At 60.3% G+C, this 12439-nt stretch carries 11 protein-coding genes; 7 read left to right on the top strand and 4 right to left on the bottom strand.

Features of this window, described 5'->3' with window-relative positions:
• Nucleotides 1–2: 2 nt before the first annotated feature.
• The 6 genes from AB8B33_RS16805 to AB8B33_RS16780 all read left to right on the top strand — a co-directional run bounded on the left by AB8B33_RS16805 (nucleotide 3) and on the right by AB8B33_RS16780 (nucleotide 5509).
• Nucleotides 3–677: a TIGR02117 family protein gene (locus AB8B33_RS16805; protein ID WP_439017266.1), complete on the top strand. Its 675-nt coding sequence runs from the start codon at nucleotides 3–5 to the stop codon at nucleotides 675–677.
• Nucleotides 678–1083: 406 nt separating this feature from the next.
• The gene (locus AB8B33_RS16800) at nucleotides 1084–1947 is read left to right on the top strand and encodes a GGDEF domain-containing protein (protein WP_439016216.1); all 864 of its coding nucleotides are present in this window, start codon (nucleotides 1084–1086) and stop codon (nucleotides 1945–1947) included.
• An 85-nt stretch (nucleotides 1948–2032) separates the two neighbouring features.
• The gene (locus AB8B33_RS16795; RefSeq protein WP_439016215.1) at nucleotides 2033–2623 is read left to right on the top strand and encodes an urease accessory protein UreE; all 591 of its coding nucleotides are present in this window, start codon (nucleotides 2033–2035) and stop codon (nucleotides 2621–2623) included.
• A 6-nt stretch (nucleotides 2624–2629) separates the two neighbouring features.
• Entirely contained in the window at nucleotides 2630–3301 is a 672-nt protein-coding gene (locus AB8B33_RS16790) for an urease accessory protein UreF (protein ID WP_439016214.1), read from the top strand.
• A gap of 87 nt (nucleotides 3302–3388) precedes the next feature.
• Nucleotides 3389–4000, top strand: coding sequence for an urease accessory protein UreG (ureG, locus tag AB8B33_RS16785; protein ID WP_439016213.1), 612 nt, complete (start codon nucleotides 3389–3391; stop codon nucleotides 3998–4000).
• Nucleotides 4001–4075: 75 nt separating this feature from the next.
• Nucleotides 4076–5509 (top strand): DUF6880 family protein, encoded by a 1434-nt coding sequence (locus AB8B33_RS16780; RefSeq protein ID WP_439016212.1) that lies wholly within the window; start codon nucleotides 4076–4078, stop codon nucleotides 5507–5509.
• Between the two features lie 2 nt (nucleotides 5510–5511).
• Here AB8B33_RS16780 and AB8B33_RS16775 read toward each other — a convergent pair whose 3' ends face one another.
• Together AB8B33_RS16775 and AB8B33_RS16770 are read right to left on the bottom strand one after the other, a co-directional pair.
• Nucleotides 5512–6198 carry a Crp/Fnr family transcriptional regulator gene (locus tag AB8B33_RS16775; protein WP_439016211.1) on the bottom strand — a complete coding sequence of 229 codons (687 nt, stop codon included), beginning with the start codon at nucleotides 6196–6198 and terminating at the stop codon, nucleotides 5512–5514.
• A gap of 111 nt (nucleotides 6199–6309) precedes the next feature.
• Nucleotides 6310–6507 carry a hypothetical protein gene (locus AB8B33_RS16770; RefSeq protein ID WP_439016210.1) on the bottom strand — a complete coding sequence of 66 codons (198 nt, stop codon included), beginning with the start codon at nucleotides 6505–6507 and terminating at the stop codon, nucleotides 6310–6312.
• Between the two features lie 156 nt (nucleotides 6508–6663).
• On the opposite strand from AB8B33_RS16770, the gene AB8B33_RS16765 reads away from it, so the two are divergent.
• On the top strand, nucleotides 6664–7725 hold the full coding sequence (locus AB8B33_RS16765) for a LacI family DNA-binding transcriptional regulator (protein WP_439016209.1): 1062 nt from the start codon (nucleotides 6664–6666) through the stop codon (nucleotides 7723–7725).
• A gap of 58 nt (nucleotides 7726–7783) precedes the next feature.
• Here AB8B33_RS16765 and AB8B33_RS16760 read toward each other — a convergent pair whose 3' ends face one another.
• Nucleotides 7784–11104 (bottom strand): efflux RND transporter permease subunit, encoded by a 3321-nt coding sequence (locus AB8B33_RS16760; RefSeq protein WP_439016208.1) that lies wholly within the window; start codon nucleotides 11102–11104, stop codon nucleotides 7784–7786.
• Nucleotides 11105–11116: 12 nt separating this feature from the next.
• Nucleotides 11117–12349, bottom strand: coding sequence for an efflux RND transporter periplasmic adaptor subunit (locus AB8B33_RS16755; RefSeq protein ID WP_439016207.1), 1233 nt, complete (start codon nucleotides 12347–12349; stop codon nucleotides 11117–11119).
• Nucleotides 12350–12439 lie beyond the last annotated feature (90 nt).

Raw genomic sequence — 12439 nt, 5'->3', positions numbered from 1 at the left:
GTTTGAAGCTGACAGCGCGATGGCTTATAGGGGCGATCGCGCTGTTTTTGTTGCTGGTGGCCGGTGGCACCTTCACTCCAAGGCCTATGCTTGGGGCAGCCGAGGCTTCTCCCGATATGACGTCCTCGCAACGCATTCTGCTGCTTTCCGGCCCGATCCATACGGATATTGCGATCCCGCTCGACGATCGGCTTCGGGCGTCGTTTTCATTCCTTGAGGATGCCGGCATTCCGGTGAGCGATCCTGCCGCACAATGGCTGATTTTCGGATGGGGCGGTCGCTCATTCTATCTGGAGACACCGACCTGGGCCGATCTGAAGCCGATGCCCGTACTTCGGGCGCTGACGATCGACGGATCGGTGATGCATGTCGATGTTGCCGGAGGCATCTCCGAAACCCATCCGGCCGTGACGGTTCTCAATGTCGATGGCGGGCGCTTCGAGCAATTGCTCGGCTTCATCAATGACAGTTTCAGCCGGGAAAATGGAGCGGTCGTGCCGGTCGGCGACAGGGGATATGGCGACTATGACAGGTTCTTCGAGGCGAAGGGCTATTTCAATGCGCTGTTTGGCTGCAATACATGGACTGCCGCTGCGCTACGGACAGGCGGCTTGCGAACGGGTTTCTGGAATCCGTTGCCGCAGACGCTGGTGCTTTCGCTTAGTCTCTATAATTGAAGTATAGAGGATCTTCTGCAGCTTGGCGCTGCTGACGGCGCGGCGTTATTTTCCGTTTTAACCCTTGTGTTTTAGAGACACTATTCCCCATTGTTGCCCTTAAAGTGAAATCTGAGCATCATTCCCCGGCTGGTTGTGAAAACCGGTGGATAGACTGTGATTTTTAATCCATAGATCATTCTGGAACAGGAGCCGATTGTCCCCTGTAAAATCCGTTTGAAATCAAGTTTTTAGATGTGTTTCCCATAGTGGACATGCCTGTCCCGAAAAGTTGCACTCTCTGCTAGAAAAAACAGATCGGCTGAATCCCCTGAAATCACTCGAATTTTAGCGATTGGATTAAGACCTCCGCAGCAATTGCAACCCTATCAATGGCCTTGAAACGCTGGCAGGAAGGTCGATTCTCATGGAAAACTGGATATCGCTTCAGGCTGAGCTAGGCAGTTTCGAGCAGCGCAAAACCGTTTATACTTTTGCGCTGAAGATGAGTTTTCTGGCGGTTATTCTGTCCGGCTTCATCATCGTGATCACGCTGCCTCCGCTCAACTTCATGGGAGTGCTGCCGATTACCCTCGGGCATGCCATGATCTTTGCCATCATCCTCTCCTGGCTGATCGGTGGAATGGTGTCCGGCGTGTTGTCGCTGGTGGCGGGTTTCGCCATTCATGACCTGACCGTCTCCCGTGCCAAATTCGAAAAGCTCAGCCGGACCGACACGCTGTCGGGGCTTCTGAACCGGCGTGCTTTCACCGATGCCCTGGAGAGGGTAGAGGGGGATGCCTGTCTCGCCATTTTCGACGTCGACCGTTTCAAGGCGATCAACGACCGTTTCGGCCATGGCTGTGGTGATGCCGTCATTACTGCCGTCTCAGCCATGCTTTCTGCGGCTTTCGATGGCGCGTCGGTCGTGGCGCGGCTCGGCGGCGAGGAGTTCGGTGTTGTCGTTCAAGGCGGGACGCGGGAGGAGCGGGTGGCGCGCATTGAAGGGGTGAGGGCACAGATTGCCGCGCGGCCGATTCCGGCGGATGGGCATGACGTCACCATCACGATATCAGGCGGTATTGCCGATCTCCACGAGGGACGCGACAAGGAGGCGGTCTATGCCTCCGCCGACAAGGCGCTCTATCTCGCCAAGGCGCTCGGCCGTAATCGTGTCGTCCATGAGCGGGAAGGGCTGAACCACGCCTGGCATGGCCTCGTCGAAAACGGCCTTGGCGTGCAGGGTGTCGGACCTGACGAGGGGAGCCTGCTGCAGGCATATGGAATCTAGGCTAGCGCGTTACGAAACGTGCATTGGTGCTTGCATCGCGAAGGGCTATTTTGCATGGTCTAGGTCCCAGTTTAACGGATATGTCATGCAGCGCCTCACATCTTACCTTCCCGCCGGCACCCCTTCCTCCCATCCGACCGCACAGGTCAAGCTGCCGCACGATCTGCGGCACCTGCGCCGCAAGCTCCTGCATCTGGAGAACGGCGAGATGGTGATGCTCGATCTCAAGGATCCGGTGCTTTTCGCCAATGGTGACATGCTGGTGCGCGAGGATGGCGAGCTGATCGAAATCCTTGCCGCCGACGAGAAACTGTTTGAAGTGCGCGGCCGTGACCGCGCGCATCTGATCGAACTTGCCTGGCATCTCGGCAACCGTCATCTCTCGGCGCAGATCGAGGAGGATCGCATCGTGATCCTGCGCGATCACGTCATCCGCACCATGTTGCAGGGGCTGGGCGCGATGGTGCTTGATATCAACGAACCCTTCCAGCCAGCTCGCGGCGCCTATCATTCTCAGGGCGGGCATTCGCACGGGCATGACCATCATGACCACGATCATGAGCATCACGACCACGAGCACCATGATCATGCGCATCATGAACATGGGCATGATCATGACGACCATGATCAGGAGCATGGCCACAACCACGACCACAGCCATCATAAGCATGATTGAAGCCTGATGGCTGAGGATCGTGAGCTGCAGGCTTTGCTGCGCCTGACGGCATGGCTCTCGCCGGCTTTTCCCGTCGGCTCCTTCGCCTATTCCGGCGGGCTGGAGCGGGCGGTGGCGGATGGACTTGTCGGCGATGCGGGCATGCTGCGGCGCTGGCTTCAGACGCTGACCAGCAACGGCTCGGTCTGGAACGATGCTGTGCTCTTTGCCGCAAGCCATCGTGGTCATAACGATGGCGACTGCCTTGCGGAGCTTGCAGAACTGGCAGCAGCGCTTGCCGGCTCGCGCGAGCGGCATCAGGAGACGATGTTGCTTGGCGAAGCCTTCCTGACGGCTGCGCAGGGCTGGCCGGATGGGGTGTTCAGCCGATTGCCGAAGAAGACGGCCTATCCGGTGGCCGTCGGTGCGGTGACGGGCGCGCACGGGATAGCAATCGAGAAAGCGCTGGCTGCCTTCCTGCATGCCTATCTCTCCCAGGCGGTCTCCTCCGGTATCCGGCTCGGTGTCACGGGACAGAGGGGTGGTGTTGCCATTCTTGCTGGTCTGGAGGAGCATGTGATGGATATTGTCGCACGTGCTGCCCGCTCCACTCTCGAGGATCTCGGTTCCGCGACGGTTCAGGCCGATATTGCCGGGCTTCGTCACGAGACACAGCAGACGCGGTTGTTCCGCTCATGAACGAGACTTATCCTGATACCTGCGTCATTTGACGGTGGCGGGAAAGCAGCGCTTCGCTATCATCTGACTTCGATAGGAGTAAGAGACATGAAATCAAGAAACGGACCCTTGCGCGTCGGTATCGGCGGGCCGGTCGGCTCGGGCAAGACGGCGCTGACCGAAAAGCTCTGCAAGGCGATGCGCGATGATTATTCCGTCGCCGTCGTGACCAACGACATCTACACGACCGAGGATGCCGAGGCGCTGGTGCGCATGCAGGCACTGCCGTCCGAGCGCATCGTTGGTGTGGAGACCGGCGGCTGCCCGCATACGGCCATCCGCGAGGATGCGACGATCAACCTGCAGGCTATCGCAGGTCTCAACGAGCGCATCCCCGACCTCGACGTTGTTTTCATCGAATCCGGTGGTGACAATCTGGCGGCGACGTTCTCGCCTGATCTCGCCGACATCACCATCTATGTGATCTCCGTCTGCCAGGGTGAGGAAATTCCGCGCAAAGGTGGGCCGGGCATTACAAGGTCAGATCTTCTCGTCATCAACAAGAAGGATCTGGCGCCTTATGTCGGGGCTGACCTCGATGTGATGGACCGGGATGCGGCGCGCATGCGGGCGGCTCGCCCCTTCGTTTTCTCCGACATGAAGCGTGGCGACGGCATCAGCTCGATCGTCGACTTCCTGCGGGTGCAGGGTGGTCTCTAGATTATTTCGTCGTCCCGATCTTGGACCGGAATGCTCTGCACGGTAACGTTGACGCAAATCAGCTAGCGAAGAGCAATGGCGGCGAAGACGACTCTTAATGCGAAGAACCTGGAAGCGCTCGGCACGCAACGGCTTGCCGAGCTGCTGATCGAAATCAGCACCGGCAGCGCCGCTCACAAGCAACGGCTTCGCATGGAGCTCGCCGGCAACGAGAGCAGCGCTGAGATGGCGCGTCAAATACGCAAACGGCTCATCAGTATCGCTCGCGCTCGCACCTACATAGACTGGCACAAGGTAAGGAAGCTCAAGGCCGATCTTGAAACGCAACGCAAGGCGATCGTCGATATCGTTGCCGCAGACGATCCGAAAGAAGGCTTCGAACTGATCTGGCAATTTCTGGCGCTTGGCGATTCGATCTTCGAGCGATCCGACGATGGCAGCGGTTCGCTCATGGCGAGTTTTCACCAAGCTCGCACGGATGCCGGTGTTATCGCCAAGATGGCAGCTATCGATACCAAGACCCTTGCCGACAAGATCTTCGCAGCCGCCCAAGGGAATGCTTATGGCCAGTACGACGAATTGATCACGGCGATGGTCGCGGCGCTCGGCAACGATGGTCTCGAACATCTGAAAGCCTTGTTCGTGGAGTGGTCGAACGAGCCTCTCGCAAAGCCCGCAGTCGCTGACCGTCGGCTCATCGGCTTGGGTTCCCATGGCCCGATCTATGAGGACGAAGTCTACAGGCAGCGCCGCGAACTAACCGTGCATATCGCTCTGCAAGAGATCGCCGACGCTCAGGGCGATGTCGATGCGTATATCGCCCAGCAACCTGAGAAGACCCGCAGGTTCCCTCAGGTGGCTGCAGACATTGCCGACCGTCTGCTTTTGGCAGGACGTGCTGACGAGGCACTCGAGACGCTGGACCGAGCTGATATCGGAGGCCGGGCTGAAAATCCCGTCGAGTGGCAATTGGCCCGTATCGCGACGCTCGAAGCTTTGGGGCGCGCTGACGAGGCTCAGGCCGATCGATGGACGTGGTTCGAGCAATCGCTGAACGACGTGCACCTACGCGCGTTCCTGAAGCGATTGCCAGATTTCGATGACATCGAGGCTGAGGAAAAGGCGTTCGCCTATGCCCAGGCTTTCCCTGACGTCCACACGTCGCTCGTTTTTTTCCTGGGCTGGCCGGCACTTGCCGAGGCCGCAAAACTTATCGTCAGGCGGAAGGCGGAGCTCGACGGTGACCTCTATGAAGTGATGACGCCGGCTGCTGAAGCACTGGCCGACAAACATCCGCTCGCGGCCACGATCGTCTTGCGTTCAATGATCGATTTTACGCTCGATAGCGGGCGATCCAGTCGCTACAAGCATGCGGCACGGCATCTGGCGGAATGCGCGTCTCTCGCCCCCCATATCGTCGATTTCAGCAGCGTTGGCTCCCACGATGCCTATGTCGCGCAGTTGAAGCGACAACATGGCAAGAGACATGGCTTCTGGGGTCTGGCCTAGCTTCATATCCTTCTCAGTGAATTGATGTCGTTGATAGCGATGAAACGTCCGCGCACGGTCACGCCTGCGGATTTGAGCGTCGAGAAGGCGCGGGACAGCGCCTCCGGCGCCAGGCCGAGCTTGCGGGCAAGCAGGTTCTTCGGGAAGGGCAGTCGCAGCGATGCCGTTGCCGGGCCTTCCTCGACGCAATGCGAGAGCAGGTAGTGCGCCACGCGCTGCGGCGCCGTCTGCATGCGGTCGTTGGCGAGGCATTCCATCGTCGACAGCAGATGCAGCGACAGGCTGCGCATGATCGCAGTGCCGATCTGAGGGTGTTCAGCCAAAAGGGCGCGGACCTTGCCGATATGGAAGCGGGCAAGCACCGTGTTGTCCATCGATTGGGCGCCATAGCGATAGATGCCGCCTGCCTGGATCAGACATTCGGCGAAGCTGTCGCCCGGCTCGCAGATGCGGATGTCTGCCTCACGCCCTTCTCCATTCAGACGAAAGAGCCGGACGTAGCCCTCCAGCACGCTGTAGAAATAAACGCCCGGCTCGCCTTCCTGAAAGAGAATGTCGTGCGAAGCGGACGTGATCACGGTGGAGCAGGCACGCAGCGCCTCGGTTTCCGCGCTGTCCAGCTCTGCAAATATTCCGGCTCTGGAAAGCAGCGCCCGCTCGCGGCTGCTCGGCATCAGCATCCTGTTCATGTTCCGGCCTCCGGCAGCGGCCAATGCCGCCAATATCCCCTTGATGATGCCAGAATAGGGGAAGCGAAGCGCGCGGGAATTGATTTTGGTCAAACGCCTCAGGAGAGCCTCTTATCGAAGCCGGCGATCGATCGGGATGGTGAAAGACCAGGCGCCCGGGCCTTTGCGATTGCTGATGAACCGACGCATGAAGGGCAGGAGGACAAATAGACGCTTGCCGCGTTCGGCCTCCTCGGCAGGCTGGTTGTTACGCGGGTTTCCCCAGCGGTCTTCATAGATATCCTTGAATAGCGAACTGATCGGGATCATCGCTCTATTCTCCGTCATATTGAATCGATTCAAAATCTCAATGGATTTATTGAACCGATTCAATCTTCTTCCTCATCCGTAACGCTGTCAAGTTTATTTTGAACCGATACAATCTTTTGCTAGAGTGAGCCGAATTCGCACCTGCAAGGAGTAGCTTTGGGCAAAGGGCATGTGAGACTGGCTGATGTCGCCAAGGCGGCAGGCGTATCGCAGGGCACGGCATCGAACGTATTCAGCCGTCCAGACGTGGTTCGGGAGGAGGTTCGCGAGCGGGTGCTCAATGTCGCACGCGAGCTCGGTTATGGTGGGCCTGATGTCAAGGGCAGGCTGCTCAGGGCAGGGCGGGTGAACGCGATCGGCGTCGCCGCCGTCGAACCGCTTACCTATTTCTTCGACGATCCCTGGGCGCGTTCGCTGATGACCGCGATCGGTGAAGTTTGCGATGCCAGCGGCACAGGCATTGCCGTCGTATCGGCGATGAACGAGGAGCGGCTTGCCTGGAACATCAACAGTGCGCTCGTCGACGGCTTCATCCTGCTGTGCGTGGAAGGCGGAGAGAGGCTCGTGGAACTCACGCGTCAGCGACAGCTGCCGTTCATCGCGCTGGCGCTCGGTATCGAAGATGAGACGATCCCGGCGATCGGCATCGACAATGTCGCGGGCGGAGCTGCGGCTGCGCGGCATCTGCTGGAGCTCGGGCACCGGAATATCGCGATCCTATCGATCGGCGATGTCGATGGCCTTGTCGGGCTGGTGGCGCCCGCGCGTGTCGATCCTGAAATGGAAGCGACGCCGCGTGACCGCATGCATGGCTACTGGCAGGCGTTAGCGGAATACGGTATTCCTCGCGAAGCCGTTCCGATCCAGGGAACGCTGCATGACAGGCCGAGCACCATCACGGCTATGGAAGCCCTGTTTTCCTCTGCCAATCCACCGACGGCAATTCTGGCAATGTCGGACAAGGTTGCGCTGTTTGCCATGCAGTGGCTCGCCGAGCGCGGGCTAAAAGTGCCAGAGGACGTATCCATTATCGGCTTCGACGGTGTGCCGGAAGCCGCAACCTCGCTGCCGCGCCTGACCACCGTCGCGCAGCCCTTTGCCGAAATCGCACGGCGCTCGGTGACGGCGATCCTCGAGAATGCGCTGCCGGAAGATCATGAGGCGCTCGATCTCGAACTTGTCGTGAGAGACAGTACGGCGGCGCCAAGGCTGCGGTAAGCTCGGTAAACAAAAAGGCCGGGTCGATGCCCGGCCTTTTTCCTTCATGGCGTTAGGCTTATTCAGCCGCGAAGGGCGGCAGGCGCAGCACGTTGGTGTCGTTGGCAACCTTGCGCTTGCTTTCCGGCTTCTCGATCGCGTTCAGGCGTTCCTCCAGCGAGTCGATGTCGCTGCGGTTCTCGCGGGCGACGCGGGTCAGATCTTCGCTCGACATCGGCAGGTCCTCCTTGTCCTTCTTGCCGACCAGGCGGCCGAAGATCCAGCCGAGCAGGCGAGACAGATCGTCCATGATCAGGAAGAAGGAGGGCACGACGACGAGCGAAAGCACCGTCGAGACGATAATGCCGCCGATCACCGCGATCGCCATCGGCGCGCGGAACGAGCCGCCTTCGCCAACGCCGAGCGCGGAAGGCAGCATGCCGGCCGACATGGCGATCGAGGTCATGATGATCGGCCGTGCGCGCTTGCGGCCGGCTTCGACCATGGCCTCGACACGAGCCATGCCCTGGTGGCGCATCTCGATCGCGAAATCGACGAGCAGGATGGCGTTCTTCGTGACGATACCCATCAGCATCAGAATGCCGATCATGACGGGCATCGACAGCGGATTGCTGGTGACGATCAGGCCCGCCGCCACGCCGCCGATGGCGAGCGGCAGCGAGAACAGGATGGTGAAGGGCTGGATTACGTCCTTGAAGAGCAGGATCAGCACCGTCAGCACCAAGAGGAGGCCCATCAGCATGGCGTTGACGAAGCTCTGCTGCATCTCCGTCTGCACCTTGGTATCGCCGCTTTCGGCAAGATGCACCGTGGCCGGGATCTTGGCCTCGTTGACGATCTGGCGGAAGCGGGCCGAGGCCGTGTCGAGAGCCACGCCCTGCGGCAGGTCGGAGCCGATCGAGACGACGCGGTAGCGGTTGTTGCGCTTGATCGAGCTGACGCCTTCCGAATAGTCGATATTGGCGACGCTTGCGAGCGGAACGGTGCCGCCGCTGGCGGTCTGGATCTTCAATGCCCGGATGGCCGCGAGATCACGGCGCATGTCGAGTGCTGCCTGAACCCGGATCGGGATCTGGCGATCGTCGAGCGAGATCTTGGCAAGAGCCGCATCGACATCGCCGATGGTGGCGACACGGATCGTCTCGGAGATCTGCTGCGGCGTGATGCCGAGGCGGGCGGCTTCGTCCTTGCGGGGGTAGACCTGCAATTCCGGACGGGGCAGGGCGCCGTCGGCGCTGACATTCGCCAGCAGCGGATCGGCACGCAGCTTGGATTCCAGAATGCCGACCGCATCATTCAGGTCCTTCTCGTTCTTGGAGAGGAAGTTGAAGGACAGGTCGCGTTCGCCGCGGTCGTTGAGCTTGAGGATATGGACGTCGGGAATGTCGCGCAGCTTGGCGAAGACTTCCTTTTCGATATCCCATTGCGGACGTTCGCGGCCGTGGACTTCCACCTTCGGCAGCATCGGGCCGATGACGGGAATATGGCCGAGCACATCGTTGACCACCTTCTTGACCAGCGACTGGTCGAGCTTGTGGAGCGCAAGCGTGATCGTCGCACGGCGCAGTTCGAGATCGCCCTTCGGCGATGCGCCGCCGAGAACGAAGACGCTTTCGACGCCGTTGATGTCCTTGACCCTGTCATAGATCGCATCGGTCGTCTTCTCGGTGTCGTCGAGCCGGGCATTGGGCGGCAGTTCGACGGAGAGAACGATGCGCGAGGCGTCTTCCGGCGGCAGGAAGCTGCCGGGAACCTGCATCAGCAGGAAGACAGAACCGATCAGGAAACCGATCGCCGCAAGCAGCGTCGCGTAACGCGTGTACCAGTGCCCGGTCGTGCCCCGCACCAGGCGCGTATAGCCCTTCATCAGCAGGCCGTCATTGTCGTGATGGTCTTCCATGCCGTCTTCGGCACGCATCAAATAGGCGGCCATCATCGGGGTGATGAGGCGCGCCACCATCAGCGAGAAGAAAACAGAGAAGGCGACGGTCAGGCCGAACTGGATGAAGTACTGGCCCGGAATGCCCGGCATGAAGGAAACCGGCACGAAGACCGCGATGATGGTGAAGGTGGTGGCGATGACGGCAAGGCCGATTTCATCAGCCGCCTCGATCGCCGCCCGATAGGGCGTCTTGCCCATCTTGATATGGCGGGCGATGTTTTCGATTTCTACGATCGCATCGTCGACGAGAATACCCGTCGCAAGCGTCAAGGCCAGGAAGCTGACAAGGTTCAGCGAGAAGCCCATCATGTCCATGACCCAGAAGGTCGGGATGGCGGAGAGCGGTAGCGCGATTGCCGAGATCAGGGTCGCACGCCAGTTCCTGAGAAACAGAAGGACGACGATGATGGCGAGGAGAGCACCCTCGAGCAGCGTATGGATGGCGGCTTCGTAGTTGCCGTAGGTGAAATAGACCGAATCGTCGATCAGCTCGATCTTTACGTTCGGGTTTTCGCCCCGCACCTTGTCGAGGCTCTGCGCCACGGTTTCGGCGACGCTGACTTCGCTGGCGCCCTTCGAGCGGAAGACGCCGAAGGTAACGACAGGCGTATCATTGAAGCGCGAGAAGGATTTCGGCTCCTCGTAGGTGTCCTTGATGACGCCGAGATCGGACAGCTTGACGAAGCGACCGTTCGGCAGAGCAATCGTCGTGTCGGCAAGCTCGGCGACGTTGCGGGCATCGCCGAGAACGCGGATCGCCTGCTCGCTGCCGGCCACCTGGCCGCGGCCGGAGCCGAGATCGACATTGGTGCCGCGCAGCTGCTGATTCACGCTCGCGGCAGTGATGCCATATGCATCGAGCTTGCCGGGGGTGAGTTCGATGCGCACTTCGCGCTCTGCGCCACCGTAGCGGTCGACGCGGCCGATGCCGGACTGGCCCTGCAGTGAACGCTTGATCGTGTCGTCAACGAACCAGGAGAGTTCCTCCAGCGACAGGTCTGGCGAGGATACGGCGAAAGTCTGGATCGCCTGGCCTTCAACATCGACCTTGGAGACAATCGGTTCTTCGATGTTTGCCGGCAGATCGCTGCGGATACGGTCGATCGCGTCCTTGGTGTCCTGCACGGCCTGTTCGGTCGGCACTTCCATACGGAACATGACGTTGGTCTGCGAGCTGCCGTCGGTCACCGTCGACTGGATCTCGTCGATGCCGGTGATCGAGGCGACCGCGTCTTCGATCTCCTTCGTCACCTGCATTTCGAGTTCGGCAGGCGAGGCGCCACTCTGCGTCACGCTGATCGAAACCAGCGGCACGTCGATGTTTGGAAAGCGGGTGATAGGCAGCGCATTGAAGGACTGCATGCCGATGAACACCAGCAGGCAGAAGGCCAGGAGCGGCGCGATGGGATTTCGAATGGACCAGGCTGAAAAATTCATCGGATGGTCTCTTTAGTTGGAAGCCGGAGGCTGTTCACGCACCGGAGTGATATGGTCACCGTCGCGGACATAAGCGCCCGCCTTGGCCACGACCTCGTCGCCGGTCTTCAATCCATTGACGATCTCGACATAGGCACCGTCCTGGATGCCGGTCTCGACCTTGGCGTATTTCACCACGCCATCCTCGACCCTGCGGGCGGAGGAGCCTTCGTTGCTGGTGAGCACTGCCGTCAGGGGAAGCGATACGCCCTCCGTCTCGCGAACGATGATCTCGGCGCTGCCATACATGCCGGAACGCGCCTTGCTGTCATCGTCGATAGAGATATGGACGAGGCCGAGGCGGGTGACCGGATCGACGGTCGGCGACACCAGGCGCACGGCGCCGGAAAGCTTCTCGCGGCTGCCGGAAAGCGAAATCGTCGCCTTCTGGCCGGCCATGATCCTGACGATGTCGCTTTCGGCGACTTCGGCGACAAGTTCGACGTCGCCGTCGCGGATGACGGTGAAAAGCGGATCGCCGTTGCCGGCGGCAATAGCGCCGACCTTGGCGTTCTTGGCCGAAATGATGCCCGCGACCGGTGTCTTCACATCGGTGCGCGCCAGTTTCAGGTCCGCGTCGGCGATCTGGCTGTCGAAGACCTTGAGATCGGCTTCGGCGACCTCGATCGCCTGCTCGGCGGAGGAGACGCGGGCATTGGCGGCGGCGGCAGTTGCATCGGCCTGCTCGACCTGGGCGGTCGAAACCGTACCCTTCTTGACCATTTCCTGGGCGCGGACCTGCTGCTGCCTTGCCTGCTCGGCATTGGCCTGAGCCTCGACGAGCTGGGCGCGTAGCTGGGCAAGGCTTGCCTCGCCCTTGGCTTTCGTCGCCATCATCTGGCTCTTCGTCAAGACCAGAGCGTCATCGTTCAGCGTCGCCAGCGTGCTTTCCGCCTGAACCTTGTCGCCGACATCGGCCTTCAGGGTGCGGATGGAGAGGCCTTCGACCTGCGGCTGGATATAGACTTCCTCGACGGGCTTGACCGTTCCCGTGCCGATGACACGGTCGACGAGGGTGCGGTTTACGGCCTTGGTGACAACGATTGCGGGCAGGTTCTGCAGAGCCTGGGCCTGCGGCTGGGTGGCCTTGGGTTCCTGCGCAAATACAGCCGAGGCCGCAAAAGCGGCGGCAAAAAGGGCCGAGACCGCAAAAGCGGTGACAGGGAAAGTGGAGGCGCGTAGTAGTGCGTGTGGCTTCAGTGCCATGCGTCTTCGTCCAATCTCTTGACAGGATCGGCCGGACTCGCGCGTCGTCATGCAACTCGCGAACCGGGCAAATGCCGTCTTCCAAATCTC

Origin of the sequence: Rhizobium sp. 768_B6_N1_8 (assembly GCF_051811225.1) — a bacterium.
In the GTDB taxonomy this organism is placed as follows: Bacteria; Pseudomonadota; Alphaproteobacteria; order Rhizobiales; family Rhizobiaceae; genus Rhizobium.
The sequence above is the reverse complement of the archived record's forward strand: the minus strand, read 5'-3'. Positions and strand labels throughout refer to the sequence as shown.